Here is a 19444-nt window from a genome sequence, read left to right as displayed (position 1 = left end):
AAGCGGAACCAGCAAACTGGCGGCCACTACTGCTGAACTTGTCAATATGGCCCGACGCTGGAGATCTATCTCTCGATTGGAGTCTTTCATTGGCGGTCTCTCGATCTGTTTTGTTGCTCAGGGAGATTCGCGCTTCTGCCCATCCTCTACACCCCCGTGCGAACGGGCTGACTTGGCTTGGACGCAGGCGCAAACCCAACTAGCGATCAGTAGTCCCAGAAGGCCGCTACCCAGCGAAAAGCGTCACCGTCCACCGCCACCCGGCCAACGGAGGGGAACGGCAGGTGAGTAGCCACGAACAGCTCACCGCTCGCCGCCGCCTCCTGCATAAGGCGGACACGGACGCGAATCGATTCCTCAGGGTCATGTTCAAAGCCGTTATGCCAGTCGGGGTGTTCGAAGGCGACCGGGAACAGGGCGTCGCCTGCGAAGGTCAACCGCTCACCGCCGGATGTCACGTAGACCACGCTGTGCCCTGGGGTGTGGCCGCCGGTGAGCTTGACGACCACGCCTGGTGCCACCTCGTACTCCTCCTGGAACGTGCGCACCTTGCTGCGGTATTCGTTAATGAACTGATTGGCCGTTGCCCGCAGAACGTCCGGCACAGGCGACGGCATGGCGGTGAGGGAGAAATCGGGCGACTCCCAGAACGCGACCTCGGTGGCTGAAACGTGGATACGAAGATCCGGACGCAGTTGGCTCTTCACCTCATCGACAAGCAGCCCGCCAATATGGTCCATGTGCATGTGGGTGATCACCACGTCGGTCACGGACGCAAGATCGATACCCGCGGCCTTCAGTCGTTTGGGGAACTGCCCGGCCCGCGGAAATCCGGGGAATTGCCCGCCCAGTCCAGCGTCGACGAGGATGAGCTTGTCGCCACTGCGCACAACCAGTACGTTCAGCGCCCAATCAAACGCGTCCGGTCCCAGGAACATGTCCTTGAACCAGGCCGCGCGGGCGGCTGGGTCGGCATTGGTGGACATCGTCTCGGTCGGCAGAGGCAGCACTCCATCGCTGACCACCAGCACGTCAATCTCGCCGATCCGCAGCGCATAGCGTGAAGGAACCAGCTCCTCGGAGCCCATGATTGACTCCAACTGACTGTTGCTTTTCTGATGCGTTCCATCCTTTTGGGTGAGGTAGTTCAGATGCTGTGTCATGGTCGTTCTCCTATGGCTTGGGTCAAGAACTTCAGGCGAAAGCCGCTCTCGGCGCGAGAGCGACGGATTTCCTCGAGAGGTACAGCGATGCCCGGCGGAGCTCGCGGTGCTGGCACGAGCGACACGTTCAGGCGGGGTCTTCAGGCCACCGGAATCATCGGGTCAGCTGCTGCCAGGGCGGTGGCCCGATTAGCTGCAGGCGGGTAGATCCACAGGGTGTTGATCTGCGTCTTGAGCTCTTTGGCCGGTTCTTTCACCAGCTTGAGCTGGCGATCCCAGCCTTCGGTAAACACCGCCCCCCAGGCGCCCAGATCGAGGCAGGTCACGTACTTGGGCTGACGGTAGGGGGTGGGCGCGACACCTAGCAGGTCCGCAGCGACGTTATTCCCGGCGTGACGGCCTAGAGAGATCGCATGCTGGCAGGACATTGCTGCGAAGTTGCCGAGGTCGTCGGTGGCGGCATAGGCGACGTCTCCAGCAGCGTAGACATGCTCCTGGCCAAGCACCTTCAGGTTCTCATCGACGTGCAAGCGTCCCTGAGCATCACGAGCGCTGGACATCTGTTCGGTGAGCGGGCTCGCGCGAAAACCGACAGTCCAGATCACGGTATGGCTTTCAATGCGACGACCATCGGCGAGGGTAGCGCCGTTGGCATCTACCGCCGCCACACTGGTGTTGAGCACCCATTCGATACCCAGGTGTTCAGAGGCCTCGACGATCGACGGGCGAATCTCATCCCCCATGGCAGCTGCGATCCGAGTACCTCGGTCGACGATGATCACGCGGATGTCCTGATCGTCACCGAGTATTGACCGCAGGCGTGCCGGCATCTCGGTGGCGGTCTCGATGCCGGTAAAACCTCCACCTGCAACGACTACAGTGTTGCGGGCAATGCTCACGGGGCGGTTTTTGAGGGATTTCAGGTGGCTCTCCAGACGCACCGCCGATTCGATCTGATCAACATCAAAGGCATGGGAGCCGAGACCTGGCACTGCCGGGCGGGATAATTGGCTGCCTGCCGCCAGTACCAGACGGTCGTAGGTCAACGTGCACCAACGGCCAGCCTCATCGCGGTAACCAACCGTCCTTGCAAGTTCATCAATGTGCTCGGCGGTGCCTTTGATGAAACGCACACCTACCGAGTCGAACAACCCGTCCAGGGGAGCGAACATTTTGTGTACGTCGCTTTCATAGAAACGGGGACGTATGCGCAATTGCGCCTGGGGCGCCAGCAGTGTGATTTCCACGTCGCTACGACTGTGCTTATCCAGTAGGCGGGCGGCACTCAATGCACTCCATACACCACCGAACCCCGCACCAATAACCAGAATATGCTGTTTCATCAGTTGTTCCTCAAAAAAGGTTTTCAATGTTCTTGAAGTTATTCTTCAAGTTTGGTGGAGCGATACGCTGGCGCCGAAAGTTAAGGCGTCTATGTTGAGTTCAGCAGGTCGCCCGCTGTGGATTTATGTTATTTCTGGATTCTTTCCGGCGCACTTCTACATCGGTTCAGAAAATCCATACGTCAGTGGTATGGGGATATACGAAGGTTTGTATTGGATGCAAAAGAGGGCGTTCAGAGTGCTTTCAGTTTTGCTGGAGGAGGGCTGTTTCGATGAAGCTCAGAAGCTTCTTGGTTTCACAAGGTTTAGACAGACAGGCAATCGGCGCAGACATATCGATGCCAAGGGAGGGGACGGCTTCAGGGTAAGCCGTGATGAATAGAGTGGGAATGTGAAAGCCCATCGCGACGAGCTGCTTATGAAGCTCCAAACCGCTCATTCCCGGCATCTGGATATCGGAAACAAGGCAATGTGTCTGAGCGGGGTCATTCGTGTTGAGAAACGCCAGAGCACTGCAATAAGTTTTAACTTTGTAACCAGCGGATCGCAGCAAACTTTCAAGCGCTGTCCGAACCGAGTCATCATCATCGACGATTGCGATAGTCATTGAGTTGCGTATTTGCGTATCTTGCTTCATGTGGGGGCGCTCGTGACAGCTTCTGCCGTTACTACAACATACGCCAACTTATAAGGCATAGAAGTATACCAATGTATGATCTGCTGAGACCAAAGTGTAGATGGTCTACTTAAACGTTCGATGAAATCACCCAGGTGAGTCTTGTGCTACGGAGTCGCGATTCATTTTAGAAAATCGCGTGTCCGGTTTTGCAAGAGATCTGGGTATACCCATGTACTAGGCGGCACAACCAAGGGATGCATCGGTTGAACCCAGGTACAAGTGACGTCTTGCCGTTGGCCTGCATAAGCTTGAACCACCTCGCTGGCCTCCGGCAAAACGGGTTGTGCAGCGAACCGTTGCTGGATGTCCCCTTACCCATGCGGCCTTGTGCCTAGGCGGTGAACGTGATGAACAGAAATGATCTGCGGCGTGCCGACATCAATCTGTTGATTGTCTTTGAAACAGTGATGCGTGAACGCAACGTTACCCGGGCCGCAGAGAGACTTTTCCTGTGTCAGGCCACTATTAGCACAGCCCTCGGACGACTGCGTTCGATGTTCAATGATCCGTTGTTCATCCGCACTGGCAGGGTGATGGAGCCGACTGCGCGGGCAGAAGAAATTCATGCGCGGCTGACGCCAGCGCTGGATGGCATCGCTATCGCCTTGAGTTGTGCCCAGACGTTCGACCCACTGACCAGTGACGAGACCTTTCATATCGGACTCTCTGACGATGTCGAGTACGCGCTGCTTCCACGTTTGATCAAGCATCTGCGCGATGAGGCGCCAAACATCACGCTCGTGGTGCGCAGAGTGGACCATCGGCAATTACCCCAGTTGCTGGCCTCGGGAGAGATTTCCGTGGGTATCAGCTTTGCGCAAGAACTGCCGGCCAGTGCCCATTGCAAAAGACTGCGGCCGATGCACCCCATGCTATTGCGCGCCGATTCGGACCCCGGCGCCCTCGATCTGGATGACTTTTGCAGACGGCCTCATGTGGTTGTCTCTTCGATGGGAAATGTCATCGATGATGCCGACCATGCCCTGAGCCTGGTTGGTCGGCAGCGCAGGGTAGTCCTGGCTGTTCCGCAGTTCAGTGCCTTGCCCGCTTTGCTCGCCGGCAGCGACATGATTGCGATCGTACCGGACTACGTCGCCCGGGCCATGGCGCGAATGGAAGGGATGCGTGCCGACTTTGCGCCGTTGGCGCTACCGGCGCCGGACTTGTCCATGGCCTGGCGCGGCGCGGCCCACAACGACCCTCGGGAATGCTGGTTGCGTTCGTACTTCTGTCGCTATCTCGGTCAACATCAAGAGCAGCCCGTGCCTCTGGCCGTAGCGTGAATTGAGGCTACGTTGTTCCGTGAAGCCCCCCCGGTAGCTTTATCACTGGAATTGATCTTTGTGCTGACCGTGGGTAGGGTCAGATCTAAGTTCTAATGGTACTGGAAGCTGTTGTAGGCTATTGCGGCGGTATCGGCATGTGCGGCGCGACACTGGATACAGCGCGACGGCAATATGCGGCAGTCAAGAACCTACTTATTGTTCCCGCTCCGACGGATAACAACATGCAGATACTATGGAACGATGGTGAGCGCACCTTCTGTCGGGAGCTGCGCTCGGGTGTGAAAGGCGACCGCAGTGTTCTCGTTGCGCGACCCACTGCTGAACAACCGCTTCCGGATTGTCTTGGCCGTTTCGCCCACGAGTTTGGCCTGAAGGATCAACTGGATGGCTCTTGGGCGGTGCGTCCGCTTGAGATGGTGCGGGAAAGTGGGCAGATGTATTTGCTGCTGGAAGATACGGGTGGCACGCCGCTTGGGCAGCTACTGGTTGCCCCCATGGAAACGCCAACGTTCCTGCGTCTTGCGATTAGCATCGCGCAGGCATTGGGAAAGCTCCACCAGCGCGGACTCGTCCATAAAGACATCAAACCCTCTCATATTTTGGTGAACTGCTCCGACGGTCAGGCTCGGTTTACAGGGTTCGGCCTCGCCTCGTGGTTACCGCGTGAGCGACAGGCGCCTGAGACCATCGCCGGCACACTCGCCTACATGGCACCTGAGCAGACCGGCAGGATGAATCGCTCGATCGATTTGCGCAGCGACCTCTATTCCTTTGGCGTCACGCTTTACCAGATGCTGACGGGCTCGCTGCCGTTTACGGCATCTGACCCGATAGAATGGGTGCACTGCCATATCGCCAAAAAACCGCAGCCACCGAGCGTGCGGGTCGAAACCGTCCCTGATGTGCTTTCCCGGATTGTCATGAAGCTGCTCGCCAAGACCGCCGAAGAGCGCTACCAGACGGCTGCGAGTGTTGAACATGATTTGCGGCAATGCCTGGCAGACTGGGAGACCTTGGGCTACATCAATGCCTTCGCGTTGGGCGAGCAGGGGACATCCGATCGGCTGATGATTCCCGAGAAACTCTACGGGCGCGAGTATGAGGTCAGTACCTTGATCGCCGCGTTCGATCGGATCATCGCAAGCAGCGCGCCGGAACTCATGTTGGTCACCGGCTATTCCGGTATTGGCAAATCCTCTGTGGTCAATGAACTGCACAAAGCGCTGGTCCCGCCGCGAGGACTCTTCGCTGCCGGCAAGTTCGATCAATACCGGCGCGATATTCCCTATTCGACACTGGTGCAGGCATTTCAAAGCCTGGTGCGCACGCTGCTTGGCAAGAGCGACACAGAACTGGCGCAATGGCGTGACGCATTACAGAGCGCACTGGATGCCAACGCGGGGCTCATGACTGACCTCATTCCCGAACTGAAACTCATCATTGGTGAGCCGCCACCGCTGCAGACACTTGAGCCTCAACAGGCGCAACGCCGTTTCCTTCTGGTGTTCCGGCGCTTTATCGGTGTATTTGCCCGGGCGGAGCATCCACTTGCCCTGTTTCTGGACGATCTGCAGTGGATCGACGCGGCAACGCTCGACCTGCTGGAGGATCTGTTGACCAGCTCGGATGTGCGGCATCTGATGCTGGTGGGTGCCTACCGCAGTAATGAAGTGAGTGACGTCCACCCGCTAACGGGCAAACTTCAAGCCATTCGGAACGCGGGGGGCAGGGTAGATGAAATCACTCTGGTACCGCTCGCGAAGGGACACATTGAGCAGTTGATTGCGGATGCGTTGCATGACGAGCTTGCGCACATTGAGCCCCTGGCGCAGTTGGTGCTGGACAAAACCGCCGGCAACCCGTTCTTCGTGATCCAGTTTCTGCAAACCCTCGCTGACGAACAACTGCTGACCTTCGATCATCCAGCAAGGCAGTGGTGCTGGAGTGCGGATCGCATCCATGCCAAGGGTTACACCGACAACATCGTGGACCTGATGGTCGGCAAGCTGACCCGCTTGCCGACTGAAACGCAACTGGCATTACAGCAGCTTGCCTGTCTGGGGAACGTTGCCGGGACCACGACGCTTTCGACCGTTCTGGGCATCCCCCAGGCACAGATCCGCACGGTAATGTGGGAAGCCATACGCCAGGAGTTGGTTCAGCGACTGGAAGGCGCTTATGGTTTTGTTCATGACCGTATTCATGAAGCGGCCTATTCACTGATCCCCAAGGGAGCTCGCGCCGAGGCTCATCTGCGAATCGGCCGGCTGCTCGCAGCGCAGACGCCCCTGCAAGGGCGGGAGGAGGCGATCTTTGACATCGTCGGCCAGCTCAACAGCGGCGCAGTGCTGCTCACCGATCAGGCCGAGCGGGAGCAATTGGCAGAGCTCAACCTGATGGCCGGCCAGCGTGCCAAGGCGTCAACGGCCTATGCTTCGGCGCTCAACTATCTGACCACGGGTGCGCAGCTGTTGGACGACAGCTGTTGGACGCGTCTACATGGGTTGATGTTCGCGCTGGAATTGAACCGGGCCGAATGCGAGATGCTGACTGGACAGTTATCAGTTGCGGACAAGCGCCTGGCGGCGCTCTCGGATCGCGCCACGACTACGATCGAACGAGCCAATGTCGTGTGTCTGCAAATGGATGTCTACCTGCTCATGGATCGCAGCGATGGCGCGGTCGCTGTCTGTCTCACCTATCTGCGGCATGTGGGCATCGAGTGGTCGGCCCATCCAAGCGACGATGAAGTGCGCCAGGAGTACGACCATATCTGGTCGTTACTGGGCGATCGGGAAATCGAGGAACTCATCGATTTGCCGCTGATGGAGGATGCGGGCTCCCTCATGACCGTCAGCGCTCTGAGCAAGCTCTTCCCGCCTGCCTTGCAGACGGATGCGAACCTGACGGACCTGTTGATCTGCAAGGCGGTCAGTCTGAGTCTTGAAGGGGGCAACTGCGATGCTTCATGTGTGCATTACGCCAATGCATTCAGAGTTGCCGGACGGCGTTTCGGCGACTACCAGGCTGGATTTCGATTCGGCCAACTCGGCTGCGAACTCGTTGAACAACGAGGCCTGAAGCGATTCGAAGCCAGTACCTATCTTTGCTTCTCGAATTTTGCCGTGCGCTGGATGAAGCCCGTAGAGCAATGCCGTGACCTGCTGCGCCGTTCATTTGTTGCGGCGAACCGGATCGGTGATCTGCCGTATGGTGCTTATGCGGGCAACAGCCTTACCTCCGACTCCCTTTTCGCCGGCGAGCCATTGTCCGAGGTACAAGACGAAGCCGAACGTGGTCTGGTTTACGCCAGGACCGTGCGTTTCGGGCTGGTCACCGATTTCATTGGCACACAACTGGCGCTGATCCGGACGCTCCGGGGTTCGACGCCAATTTTCGGTTGTTTTGATGATGGACAATTTGATGAGTCAGGCACCGAAATCCACCTGTCCGGCAATCCGGACCTGGCATTGGCCGAGTGCTGGTATTGGGTCCGCAAATTACAAGCCTGCTACCTGGCCGACGACCCCGGGGCAGCCATGCAAGCCGCGGCAAAGGCACAGCAGTTGCTATGGACGTCATATCTGTTCTTCGAGGAGGCTGAATTTTACTTCTATGACGCGCTGGCTCGTGCCCGATGGTGCGACAGTGTCCCGGTCGACGAGCGTGCGCAGCATTTGATTGCAATGGCGACGGATCACCGGCAACTCCAGATCCGGGCTCAACAGTGCCCAGAGAATTTCGCGAGCCGGGCCGCGCTGGTCGACGCCGAAATCGCCCGCGTCGAAGGGCGGATCATCGAGGCCGAGTTGCTTTACGAACAAGCCATCCACTCGGCGCAGAAGAGTGGCTTTGTCCATATCGAGGCGCTTGCCAACGAACTGGCGTCTCGCTTCTACGCGGCCCGCGGTCTTGGGAAAGTAGCCCGCGTTTACCTGCAAGACGCCCGCTACGGCTACCTGCGTTGGGGTGCTGATGGCAAGGTGCGGCAGCTTGAGGCGCGGTATCCATTGCTGAGGACCGAAGAGCAAACGCTTGGCCCGACAACGACGATGGTCGCACCGGTCGAACACCTCGATCTGGCCACCGTGATAAAGGTCTCGCAGGCCGTGTCGGGAGAAATCGTCCTGGAAAAACTCATCGACATGATCATGCGCACGGCCACCGAACAGGCCGGTGCCGAACGAGGCGTGTTGATTCTGTCGGACACGGGTGAGCACCGCATAGCCGCGCAAGTGACCACTGGCAGCCATTCGATGCAGTTGCGCGATGAACCGATGACTTCGGCGCTGCTGCCAGAGTCACTTCTCTACCATGTCCTGCGCACCGGTGAGAGTGTTTTTCTTGATGATGCCCTGACTGAGGCCCCGTTTGCCGAAGACCCTTATATACGTCAGCACCACGTCCGATCGGTTCTCTGCCTGCCGTTGATGAACCAGGCCAAACTTACCGGTGCGCTCTACCTCGAAAACAATCTGACCGCCCGTGTGTTCAGTCCAGCCCGGATTGCCGTATTGAAACTGGTGGCCTCACAGGCTGCTATTTCGCTGGAAAATGCCCGTTTGTACCGTGAGGTCGCGGAGCGCGAAGGGAAGATTCGGCGTCTTGTAGACGCCAACATCATCGGGATCCTCGTCTGGAATGCCGACGGTGACATCATCGAGGCCAATGATGCATTTCTTCGCATGTTGGGATACGAGCGAGAGGATCTTGTCTCGGGCTGTCTGCGCTGGAGAGATCTGACAACACCGGAGTTTCGTGAACTCAGCGAGCACTTTTTGGCGCAAGCCGTGCGGACCGGCTATGCCCAACCCTACGAGAAGGAATATTTCAGAAAGGATGGTAGTCGCCTGCCGGTGATTGTCGGTTTGGCTATGTTCGAAGCCAGCAGCAAGGAAGGGGTTGCATTCGTGCTGGATCTGACCGAGCGCAAGCAGGCGGAAGAAAAAATCCGCGAAAGCGAACGACGCTATCGCGAGGTGCAAACGGAGTTGGCCCACGCGAACCGCGTCGCGACCATGGGGCAGCTTGTGGCCTCGATTGCTCACGAAGTCAATCAACCGATTGCTGCGGCCATCCTCAATGCCGACGCCGCGTTGCGCTGGCTGAACGTCCAGCCGCCGGAGATCGTAGAGGTCCGGACAGTACTTGGCAGTCTCATCACGGATGCCAATCGGGCAGCTGATGTATTGGGTCGGATTCGTCGGCATATCCGCAAGGCACCACCGCAAAAGGGGGCGGTGGACATCAACGCCGCGATTCGCGAGATGATCGAGTTCACCCGTGGCCAGATCATGAAGAGTGGGGCCTTGATTCGGACTCAACTCAAAGACGGTTTGCCATTTATCGAAGGCGACCGCGTTGAACTGCAACAGGTGCTGCTCAACTTGATCATGAATGCGCTCGAGGCCATGAATGGTGTGAGCGAGGGTGAACGCCAATTGCACATCAGCGCTCTGTTAAATGACGCCGGTTGTGTGCTCGTCAGTGTGAGCGATTCGGGGCCAGGGTTTGCCTCGGAAAACACCGAGCAGATTTTCGCTTCTTTCTACACCACCAAGCCCACCGGATTGGGGATGGGGTTATCAATCTGTCGCTCGATCATCGAGGCACATGGCGGCCACTTGTGGGCAAGCTTCAACCGCCCACGCGGTGCTACCGTTCAATTCACACTTCCTGTCGAGCATGGTTGAATCGACTGCACTCTGGTCGCCAGCAACCAGGTGTTCTGTTTAATACTTAGGTTTAGGGGAGGTATATTAATGGTTGCTTGAATTAATCATGTGTACAAATGAAGCTTCGCAGTCCTGGCGATATATTACATAACAAGGGTCTGCGGAGAATTTGTCGTGAATACTCTAGCTATCAAGTTGATGAGCGTGTTTTCATTGCTTCGATCAGCAATCGTTTTTTGCCTGACGATAATAACAATAGATCTCGCTGGTTATTTGAAGGTGATGAGGCTCGAAAGTTGTCTGTTTGTCGAGCGCTACAATAGTAGTAAGTCGCCAGGAGAGTCTTTCATATTTCCATTGGGGTTAGTGCATGTCAAAAGGGGTACAGGTTATTTGCCAATAGGCTCACACTTGATTAGCCCGCGCAAATTTTACTTGCATCATGGAATATACCTTGGGTGTGGAGACGTAGCTCATTACTCTGGATTTAGCAGTTCACTCAAACCAGGACCCATTGAGGTGACTGACCTTGAAAGCTTCGCAAACGGCAAGCCAGTCTGGTTGATACGGGAGTCGTGTGAATATTCAAGCGATGAAATTGTCAGTCGTGCGCGTTCAAGAATGGTTGAAAGTCAATACAGGATTCTGTCCAATAACTGCGAGCATTTTTGCAACTGGTGCATTAGTGAGAAAAACTGTAGTGTCCAAGTCAAGGCGTTTCTCCATTGTCCACGTTATCTGCTTTCTTTTATTTCAGCGTTGGAACTGTATTTTATTGCATGATTTTCCCCGTGCTTTCGGGTGGTTATAACCATGTTTGTGTGCACGCTTACGCAACATAAAGTGTTGTGCTACAATTTTTTCTTCATCTGATCAGAGGGAGTTGTGCATGAGCGGGAATCCACCAGTCAATGAGAATGAGCAAGTCAGTAACGGTTCTATGGTATTCGTGGTGGATGACGACGCTTCCATGCGCAACGCATTAAGCAATCTTTTACGCTCCGCCGGTATACAAGTCGAGACGTTCGCATCCACTGCGGAATTTCTTCAACAGCCAAAAACAGATGGTGCAAGCTGTTTAGTCCTTGATGTACGACTGCAAGGTAACAGTGGTCTTGAGTTCCAAAGCCAGTTGGCTAAGTCCAATGCCAATATTCCAATTATTTTCATCACTGGGCACGGGGACATCGAAATGTCCGTTAAGGCGATGAAAGCCGGTGCGGTGGATTTTTTGGCAAAACCGTTCCGTGAGCAGGACCTTTTGGACGCGGTGTCTACCGCACTGCAGGCAGATGTCAGACGCCGGCAAATTGAGCAGCAGTTTTCAGATCTGCATGCCCACTATCAGACGCTGACAGTTCGTGAGAAAGAGGTAATGGCCCTTGCAGTCAAAGGTCTGATGAATAAACAGATTGCAGGGCAGATGAATCTGAGCGAGATCACCGTGAAAATTCACCGCGGGCATGCAATGAAAAAAATGCACGCAAAGTCGTTTGCTGATTTGGTTCGGATGGCAGAGTCATTAGGGGAGCGCCTTGCTCGTTGATCAGAGCAACAGGTTTGAATGGTTCCTGATTTTTTGGACGCACCCGATTAATCGCTTTTTGGCTGTCAGCCTGTATTCGCGGCTCAGGCAGGGCGGCAATGAGGGCATCATGCCCCCGTGCGAAAGGCAATTACTGGAACTTCACCCATCTAAATCGAAAGGCCAAACCGATAGTCGTGCTCTGTCTCTTCTTGCCGGGATATATGTTCGATAAAGAAGCCACACCGTTTGAGTACTTTTGCCGAGCCGACATTTGCAGCGTATACGGTTGCTAAAGGCATTCGAAAAAGTCTCGTGTCATCCGGTCCGCTCACAAGGCCTGACAAAACTAGACATGAGGACGAATGCGAGCGGGTGGCCAGAACGAATCCAACATGTCTTCCCTTTATTTCTACAGCTTTCACTTCGGTGCCGTCAGTTCGCCGAGCCGCGACAGAAACAGCTTGAGAGTCGGCGAGGTGTTCGACTTGCTGTAGCCCACCGCTAAATCGATCATCGGTGCATCGCCTTCTAGCGGACGGCTGACGACAGACCACGGCAGCAAATTCCTGGCATAGGCGGGCATCAACGCCAGACCGCGGGTGGAGGCGACCAAGGACATGGCCATCGCCAAATTGTCCACCCCGTGATCCAGTTTGATGTCGAGCCCCGAGCGACGGAGATAGTCTTCGGTGACTGCACGCAGCACCGTGGCCTTGTTCGAGCCGCCGATGAAAATCTCGCCCACTAAATCTTGCGGGCGCACTGCTTCGCGCGCGGTGAGGCGATGGTCGCTCGGCATCAGGACGATGAGTGGCTCCCGGTCCACCACGTGGTACTCGAGGTCGTAATCCGGTTCTACGCGCAGGAAGGCCAGGTCCAGCCGGCCGCGGACGAGCGCTTCGGCGAGATCCGGTGAATAGTCGCTGGAGACCATGACCTGGATGTTCTTCATTTCGTCGCGCAGCACGTGCATCGCTCGCGGCAACCAGTTCATCTCGTGCCCGGTCTGGAAGCCGATGGAGAATGTCTTCCTTGTCGGCTGCGCCGCCCTGCGTGCCGTTTCGACCGCAGCATCGACCTGCATCAGCGCCAGGCGGGCGTGGTCGAGAAAGGCTTTGCCCGCAGCGGTCAGTTCGACGCCATGAACGCTGCGCGACAGCAACTCGACCCCGACATGATTTTCCAGATCCCGGATCTGCCGGCTTAACGACGGCTGCGAGGTGTGCAGTCGTTTCTCGGCTGCTTCCGTCAGGCTACCCGTCTCGGCGACGGCAATGAAATATCGAAGATGTCGCAGTTCCATGGTGCTCTCATGCCTGTCAGGTATGCCCACAGCTTACAAAGTCTTTTTCAACTTCGCCATAAGCCCCTAGCTTGTTGCCTATGGCGGCGTCGGGGGATTTCTCCCTGCGCCGAAACCATCCGGCTATCTATACGCCGCAAGTCATACCTTGCAGGAGCTTAAAAATGAACAAGCCCGTTATTCTGATCACCGGAGCCCTCACCGGCATCGGCCGCGCCACTGCCGTCGCCTTCGCCAGGAAAGGTGCGAAAGTGGTCGTTGCCGGTCGACGCGATGAAGCCGGCAAGGCACTCGTTGAGGAGTTGCGCTCTTTCGGTTCGGAAGCCGAATTCATCAACGCCGACGTCCGCAACGAAGATGACGTCCGCAATATGGTCGACAAGACCGTTGCGCGGTTTGGGCGTCTCGATGTCGCCGTGAACAACGCCGCCACTGAAGGTGTGGTCGGCCCGATCACGGACCAGACCGCGCAAAGCGTTGCCTTGACGTTCGATACGAACGTTCTCGGCGTGGTCCTGAGCATGAAGCACGAGGTGCGTGTCATGCAGGCCCAGGGGAGCGGTAGCATCATCAATATTTCCTCGACCTACGGGCACAAGGGCGCGGCCTATGCCTCGATTTATGTGGGCGCCAAGCACGCTGTCGAAGGCATCACCAAGTCGGTGGCGCTCGAACTCGCCGCATCGGGCATTCGCGTGAATGCGGTCTCGCCGGGCCCCACGGACACCGGCATGCTCACCCGTTTCACCGGCACGCAGGAGAACAAAGCGGCCTTGGTGGCGCAGGTTCCGCTGGGCCGACTCGGCCTCTCTGAGGACCTTGCCAACGCGATCGTCTTCATCGCATCGGACGAAGCTTCATTCATCACCGGCCATGTCCTCAACGTCGACGGCGGTCATACCGCTAACTGATCCTGCCCGGGTGCGCAGATTTGCTCCGCACCCGGTTAAGGGGGGCATCATCAGAGGGAATCTCAATGACTCAGCACAATCATCAGAGCGCGCCGACGCAGTTCGTGGACGCAGCGGGTATTCGGTTCGCATACCGACGCTTCGGCAAATCGGGTGGGGTTCCACTCGTCCTCAATATGCATTTCACCGGCACGATGGATCACTGGGATCCTGCAGTGACGGACGGATTGGCGCACGACCGTGAAGTCATTCTGTTTAACAACGCCGGTATCTCCAGCAGTTCGGGGGAGGTGCCGAACTCAATTGATGAAATGGCCGCCAACGCCGCGGTCTTCATCAGGGCGCTCGGCCTCACACAGGTGGACGTACTTGGTTTTTCGCTCGGCGGCCTGGTTGCGCAGGAACTGGCGCTAGCCGAACCGGCGCTCGTACGGCGGCTGATCCTGGTGGGGACCGGACCGCGCAGCGGTGAAGGTATGGCCTCGCTGACACCCGAAGCGCAGGAGATCTTCGGTGCGACCTACGACGAGCCTGATCACTTGTGGCTCAGGGTGTTCTTCACCCCGTCCCAAGCCAGCCAAGCGGCGGGCCATGCTTATCTCAAACGCTTTCGACAACGCACAGTGGATCGCGATCCAGACGTTAGCGACAAGGTCGGACCTGCGCAGATCGAGGCGTTGACCAAGTGGGGCGCACCACGCGGGAACCCCTTCGATTACCTGAAGGCGATCAAGCAGCCAACGCTGATCGTCAATGGTGACAACGACGTGATCATCTATTCGGTGAACTCTTCGATCTTGCAGCGGCATCTGCCGAACGCGCAACTGATCCTCTACCCGGATGCCAGCCACGGTTCGCAGTATCAATACCCCGAGCGCTTTGTCGGCCACGCGTCCCTGTTCCTTTCTGAGTAGACCAGGCACGCCTGAATCTGGCACCGGGATTCTGGATCAAGACCAAGGGATGCTTATCATGACCAACCTCTATGGCAAGACGGCGCTCGTCACCGGTGCCTCCCGCGGCATCGGCCGTGCCAGCGCACTTGCGCTGGCACGAGCCGGCGCTCAAGTGCTCATCCACTACGGTAGCGCAGAGAAGGAGGCGACAGCAGTGGTCGCCGAAATTCGCAAAGCGGGCGGGAAGGCCGAGAAGATCTCCGCCGACATGGGCGCAGCGGACGGGCCGCATTTGCTGGCCGAGCGCGTGCGCGCCATCGTCGGTGGTCGATTGGACATCCTCGTCGCCAATGCCAGCATCTCGAAGGCCGACACGATCGAGAAAACCACCATCAAGGACTTTGACGATCTCTTTGCGGTGAACGTGCGCGCCCCGTATTTCCTGGTGCAGCAGTTGCTACCCGCTCTGTGCAAGGGCAGCAGTGTCGTTCTCCTGTCATCGCGTGCAGCAGCGCACACCGGCGTTGGGATGCTGTCCGCCTATGCAGCCACCAAGGGCGCCATCGATACCCTGGTCAAGTACTTCGCATCGGAACTGGGCGGGCGGGGCATCCGCGTCAATGCCGTGGCACCAGGCGTGGTTCTAACCGAGATGTCCAGTTTCGCCAAAACCGATGCGGGGCGGGACTTCACGCTGAGCATCCAGGCGCTTAAGCGTATGGCCCAGCCCGATGACATCGCTGAGGCCGTTGTCTTCCTCGCTTCCGATGACGCCCGTTGGATCACCGGCGACACCCTGCACGTCGACGGCGGCACAAAGCTCTGAACGATGGTTCTTCGAGCTACGAGTACTTAACCAGGATAAAGCAAATGTCTACTCAATCTGTTGTTCTCATCACAGGCGCACTGACCGGCATCGGTCGAGCGACCGCGATCGCCTTCGCTAATGATGGTGCCAAAGTTGTCGTTTCCGGACGCCGTGAAGAAGAGGGTCAGAAACTGGCGGCCGAACTCCGTGCGCTGGGCGCCGAAGCGGAATTTTTCATGTCCGACGTGCGTCATGAAGATGAGGTTCGCAATCTGATCGAAGCAACGGTCGAACGCTTCGGCCGGCTGGACATTGCGGTTAACGCCGCGGGGACAGAGGGGCAGTCCATCGCCGTAACGGAGGTGACGCCCGAGAATTATGCGGCAACGTTTGATACCAATGTGCTCGGCACGTTCCTCAGCGTGAAACACGAGATGAGGGTGATGTTGGCGCAGGGTAACGGCAGCATCATCAACATTTCGTCAACGATGGGCGAACGTGGTGGCGCTAATTTATCCCTCTATACCGCCAGCAAGCATGCCGTGGAAGGTCTGACCAAGTCGGCTGCTCTTGAGGGTGCAGCCTCCGGTGTGCGGGTCAATGCAGTTGCCCCTGGACCGGTTCAGACAGCGATGCTCGACCGGCTAACCGGTACGGCCGAGCGCAAAGCCGCTTTCCTGATGAGTGTTCCACTCAAGCGTGCCGGAGCCCCGGAAGAGATTGCCGACGCCATTGTGTTTGTCGCATCCGGTAAGGCGACCTTCATTACCGGCCAAATCATTCGAGTCAACGGCGGCAAGACCGCTTCATGACCCGTGCCCGTCATCAAATTGCTCTACCTCTGAGTTCTCACAAAGGAAATCAAGCCATGACCGCCAATACACTCAAACTCTATCAATCCGCGGGCTCGCCCAACTCGCGGCGCGTGCGCATTTTTCTCGCCGAGAAGGGCTTGTCGATTCCGCTCGTCCCGGTCGATCTGGGCCAAGGTGAACAGCATTCCGAGGACTACCGTGCGATCAACCCGCGCCGGGTCGTTCCGACTCTGGTGCTGGAAGACGGCACCGCCATCGGGGAGGTGCCTGCCATCATCCGATACCTTGAAGAGGCCTATCCGCAAACGCCATTGCTCGGCGAGACCGCAATGGAAAAGGCATTAATCACGATGTGGGAGCGGCGCGCCGAACAGGAAGGTTTCGCGACCGTCATGGAGGCCATCCGCAATGCCGCACCGGGCCTCAAGGGGCGCGCGATTGCAGGCCCCTATGACTACGAGCAAATCCCGGAACTGGCCGAGCGCAGCAAGCTGCGGGTGAAGAACTTCTTCGCCGACCTTGATGCCCGTTTGGCTGGGGTTCCGTTCGTGGCGGGTGATCGCTTCTCCGTGGCCGATATCACGGCCTTGGTCACCGTGGATTTTGCGGCTAAAGCGATCGACTTCCCCGTACCGGAGGAACATGTCGCCCTGAAGCGCTGGTACGACCAGGTTTCAAAGCGCGCGGGCGCGTCGGCCTGACAACAAGCAGGAATTTACGCATCGGCTTTCCATGGTTCTTTTGCGACGGTGCGCGGCGCGCTACCTGAAGTAGCAAGCAAGACGGCGCGAGGCTGGGCGACGGCTGCGATGAATGCAAACGGTGTTCCGCGGCTTCGGCCAAGCCGCCGCTGTTGGCCCAATTTGAACAGCTTGGCGCATTGGTGCCGGGCGATGGAGATTGTTGTCATGACTACTGCACGTGAACTCTTCGAAGCCCTTCGCCTTGGTGCGATCGACCTTACTCATCGAGTTGTCCATGCCCCTACGACGCGATTACGCGCCGAGACGGATGAAAGCCCCAGTGCAATGATGATTGAGTACTATCGCCAGCGTGCTTCAAAAGGCGGCTTGCAGATTACCGAAAGCGCCCACCCCTCCCATGGGAGTCGTGGCTACCTTGGCGCCCCGGGCATTTACACCCAGGCACACGTTGATGCCTGGCGTAAAATCACTGATGCGGTTCACGCCAAAGGCAGTCAGATTGTCATGCAAATCGCTCACTGTGGTCGTCATTCCCATGTCAGCCTGAGCGGAGGTAGAGCACCCATTGCGCCCTCTGTGGTGCCATTTGAAACCCAGGTGCTGACCCAGGATGGCTGGATGCCGAACTCACCTCATCGGGCGATCGAACTTTGGGAGATTCCGGTATTGGTGGAGTCCTTCCGTATAGCCGCCGTGCGGGCAAAGGAAGCAGGGTTTGATGGTGTGGAGTTGCACAATGCCAATGGCTATCTCGTTGACACCTTCCTTCAGGATGGAACCAACAAACGCACCGATGCCTATGGAGGGAGTCTGGAAAATCGCGCCCGGTTTTCTCTCGAAATACTGGATGCGATGATCTCGGTGTGGGGCCCTGGCAGAGTTGGTATCCGCGTCTCGCCAAGCGGGCAGGGGGGAAACATCTCGGACAGTAACCCTGAAGCGACTTTTGGCTATTTCGCCGCACGGCTCAATGAGTATGAGCTGGCTTACATGCACATCATCGAGCCGCGCATCAAGGGCGCGGAGGTGTCCCAGCGACCGGTGGCAGTCGCCACGCTACGTAATATCTTCCGCGGACCGATCATCGAAAATGACCATCTCGCTTTTCCATTCGCAAACTGACGGTTGACGTGCACCAACCCAATAATCAGGTTGAGCATAGATTGCGCCATACGGTGCGCTATTCAATGTGAGGATTTGATACTGGCCAATACAGCAAGTGATTCGCCCCACACACCACTGGTGGTCATAGCGTTTTGAAAGCAGGCAGGGCCACAGAAATGGTTCAAGAAAGACGAAGCGTTCGATAACCAGTTTCGGGAAGCATTCTCCACATTGCATTTCGGGCTGCCAGACGTGAGCTGGAGCATTGGATGGCAACCCCTGAAGGGGCGTTGGCATTACTGATTTTGCTCGCCCCAGGTGAATGACCGCTTCAGCCGATAGCGGTCAGTCCGGTGTCATCATCGTACGATGCGAAGATCGTGTCAGTTCGCGCCCAACTTCAATTTGATGTTGTTTGAGGGCCACCAAGACCACGATGGCGGTGGTGTGTAGCAGCCTGGTTGATTAGCCGGTGTGGCATCACAACGGACGGAGTAGCCCTTGCTGGTTATTTCTCTTCCGCCTTCACCAGTACCGCGCTCACTGTACGAGGAGCAGCCACCGAGCAAAGCGACAGCCAGAAAAATCGTTGTGTACTTCATAAACACCTCCATGTGTGGAGCGTACAGCTTAGCCATTGAGTCCCGCCTATTGTGGGATTTTTTATGTCTGGAGAAAAGTGATGACTGCAGCCGACAACCTTGCCAGTCGCCTCGCAGCCAATGAAGCCAGCGGCCATTCCTGCGCTGCCGCCGCAAGCAAGGCCGTTGCCCGCGCCGCCGCTCCGTCTTCGATTATGTCGTCGTTTTTGGAGCCAGCCCCGATGTAGCGACTTTGACTGGCTAGATACTCGATCTTCACTGACATGATCATGTCTGCAGGGCGTGATCCAAGGGTTAAAAGTGGATTTCAGCGGTCTTGAGGCCCAGGTCTCGAAGCTCGGCGATCAAGTCATCCAGATGCCCGAAAGACTCGACTTCCTCGTTGTCATCAACCAAGAAGTAACTTCTCCCGGCGTCCTTCTTGAAGAACACAATCCACTCCTTGGGGTTGGTCGGGTTTGCGATCACATGGGTGTCAAAGGTCACGCCTTCGGCATGTTTGTTTTTCACAGCTTTACGATTCATGTCAGTCACCACGCTACGCGCGTTCTCAAAATTCTCTATTTGCAGTGCATGCCCGCCCAGCTCCATCTGAGCTTTCACTATAAACATCTCCAGCCGCATGAA

General features: G+C 57.1%; 15 protein-coding genes and 2 pseudogenes. 11 read left to right on the top strand and 6 right to left on the bottom strand.

Annotated elements, in window-relative coordinates; all coding sequences use genetic code 11:
* Positions 1 to 206: 206 nt before the first annotated feature.
* From AC07XF_RS22145 to AC07XF_RS22135, 3 genes are all read right to left on the bottom strand, one after another.
* Entirely contained in the window at positions 207 to 1163 is a 957-nt protein-coding gene (locus AC07XF_RS22145) for an MBL fold metallo-hydrolase (RefSeq protein ID WP_495028179.1), read from the bottom strand.
* A 140-nt stretch (positions 1164 to 1303) separates the two neighbouring features.
* Positions 1304 to 2506, bottom strand: a complete 1203-nt coding sequence (locus tag AC07XF_RS22140) for an NAD(P)/FAD-dependent oxidoreductase (protein ID WP_495028178.1) — start codon at positions 2504 to 2506, stop codon at positions 1304 to 1306.
* Between the two features lie 244 nt (positions 2507 to 2750).
* Positions 2751 to 3143 carry a response regulator transcription factor gene (locus tag AC07XF_RS22135; RefSeq protein WP_495028177.1) on the bottom strand — a complete coding sequence of 131 codons (393 nt, stop codon included), beginning with the start codon at positions 3141 to 3143 and terminating at the stop codon, positions 2751 to 2753.
* A gap of 389 nt (positions 3144 to 3532) precedes the next feature.
* Here AC07XF_RS22135 and AC07XF_RS22130 point away from each other — a divergent pair, with 389 nt between their 5' ends.
* The 4 genes from AC07XF_RS22130 to AC07XF_RS22115 all read left to right on the top strand — a co-directional run bounded on the left by AC07XF_RS22130 (position 3533) and on the right by AC07XF_RS22115 (position 11692).
* The gene (locus tag AC07XF_RS22130; RefSeq protein WP_495028176.1) at positions 3533 to 4468 is read left to right on the top strand and encodes a LysR family transcriptional regulator; all 936 of its coding nucleotides are present in this window, start codon (positions 3533 to 3535) and stop codon (positions 4466 to 4468) included.
* A gap of 224 nt (positions 4469 to 4692) precedes the next feature.
* Positions 4693 to 10164 (top strand): trifunctional serine/threonine-protein kinase/ATP-binding protein/sensor histidine kinase, encoded by a 5472-nt coding sequence (locus AC07XF_RS22125; RefSeq protein WP_495028175.1) that lies wholly within the window; start codon positions 4693 to 4695, stop codon positions 10162 to 10164.
* A 156-nt stretch (positions 10165 to 10320) separates the two neighbouring features.
* Positions 10321 to 10929: a lecithin retinol acyltransferase family protein gene (locus tag AC07XF_RS22120; RefSeq protein ID WP_495028174.1), complete on the top strand. Its 609-nt coding sequence runs from the start codon at positions 10321 to 10323 to the stop codon at positions 10927 to 10929.
* 106 nt (positions 10930 to 11035) lie between these two features.
* Positions 11036 to 11692, top strand: coding sequence for a response regulator transcription factor (locus AC07XF_RS22115; protein WP_495028173.1), 657 nt, complete (start codon positions 11036 to 11038; stop codon positions 11690 to 11692).
* A 149-nt stretch (positions 11693 to 11841) separates the two neighbouring features.
* On the opposite strand, the pseudogene AC07XF_RS22110 reads toward AC07XF_RS22115, so the two are convergent.
* Together AC07XF_RS22110 and AC07XF_RS22105 are read right to left on the bottom strand one after the other, a co-directional pair.
* A pseudogene (locus AC07XF_RS22110) lies at positions 11842 to 11967 on the bottom strand (GNAT family N-acetyltransferase); the annotation flags it as partial.
* A 125-nt stretch (positions 11968 to 12092) separates the two neighbouring features.
* A complete protein-coding gene (locus tag AC07XF_RS22105; protein ID WP_495028172.1) occupies positions 12093 to 12977 on the bottom strand; it encodes a LysR family transcriptional regulator in 885 nt (294 codons plus the stop codon).
* Between the two features lie 164 nt (positions 12978 to 13141).
* Here AC07XF_RS22105 and AC07XF_RS22100 point away from each other — a divergent pair, with 164 nt between their 5' ends.
* From AC07XF_RS22100 to AC07XF_RS22070, 7 genes and pseudogenes are all read left to right on the top strand, one after another.
* Positions 13142 to 13888, top strand: a complete 747-nt coding sequence (locus tag AC07XF_RS22100; RefSeq protein ID WP_495028171.1) for an SDR family NAD(P)-dependent oxidoreductase — start codon at positions 13142 to 13144, stop codon at positions 13886 to 13888.
* A gap of 65 nt (positions 13889 to 13953) precedes the next feature.
* Positions 13954 to 14802 (top strand): alpha/beta fold hydrolase, encoded by an 849-nt coding sequence (locus tag AC07XF_RS22095; RefSeq protein WP_495028170.1) that lies wholly within the window; start codon positions 13954 to 13956, stop codon positions 14800 to 14802.
* A gap of 58 nt (positions 14803 to 14860) precedes the next feature.
* Positions 14861 to 15610, top strand: coding sequence for an SDR family NAD(P)-dependent oxidoreductase (locus AC07XF_RS22090; protein WP_495028169.1), 750 nt, complete (start codon positions 14861 to 14863; stop codon positions 15608 to 15610).
* 44 nt (positions 15611 to 15654) lie between these two features.
* Positions 15655 to 16404 (top strand): SDR family NAD(P)-dependent oxidoreductase, encoded by a 750-nt coding sequence (locus AC07XF_RS22085; protein ID WP_495028168.1) that lies wholly within the window; start codon positions 15655 to 15657, stop codon positions 16402 to 16404.
* A gap of 56 nt (positions 16405 to 16460) precedes the next feature.
* Complete coding sequence (locus AC07XF_RS22080; RefSeq protein WP_495028167.1) at positions 16461 to 17108, top strand: glutathione S-transferase family protein; 648 nt, start codon at positions 16461 to 16463, stop codon at positions 17106 to 17108.
* A 207-nt stretch (positions 17109 to 17315) separates the two neighbouring features.
* Entirely contained in the window at positions 17316 to 18233 is a 918-nt protein-coding gene (locus AC07XF_RS22075; RefSeq protein ID WP_495028166.1) for an alkene reductase, read from the top strand.
* Between the two features lie 81 nt (positions 18234 to 18314).
* Positions 18315 to 18526 (top strand): annotated as a pseudogene (locus AC07XF_RS22070) (DUF924 family protein); the annotation flags it as partial.
* A 585-nt stretch (positions 18527 to 19111) separates the two neighbouring features.
* On the opposite strand, the gene AC07XF_RS22065 reads toward AC07XF_RS22070, so the two are convergent.
* On the bottom strand, positions 19112 to 19342 hold the full coding sequence (locus tag AC07XF_RS22065; protein WP_033063455.1) for a hypothetical protein: 231 nt from the start codon (positions 19340 to 19342) through the stop codon (positions 19112 to 19114).
* Positions 19343 to 19444: the final 102 nt, after the last annotated feature.

It is taken from the genome of Pseudomonas sp. GW821-FHT01C01 (genome assembly GCF_059422645.1).
The sequence above is the reverse complement of the archived record's forward strand: the minus strand, read 5'-3'. Positions and strand labels throughout refer to the sequence as shown.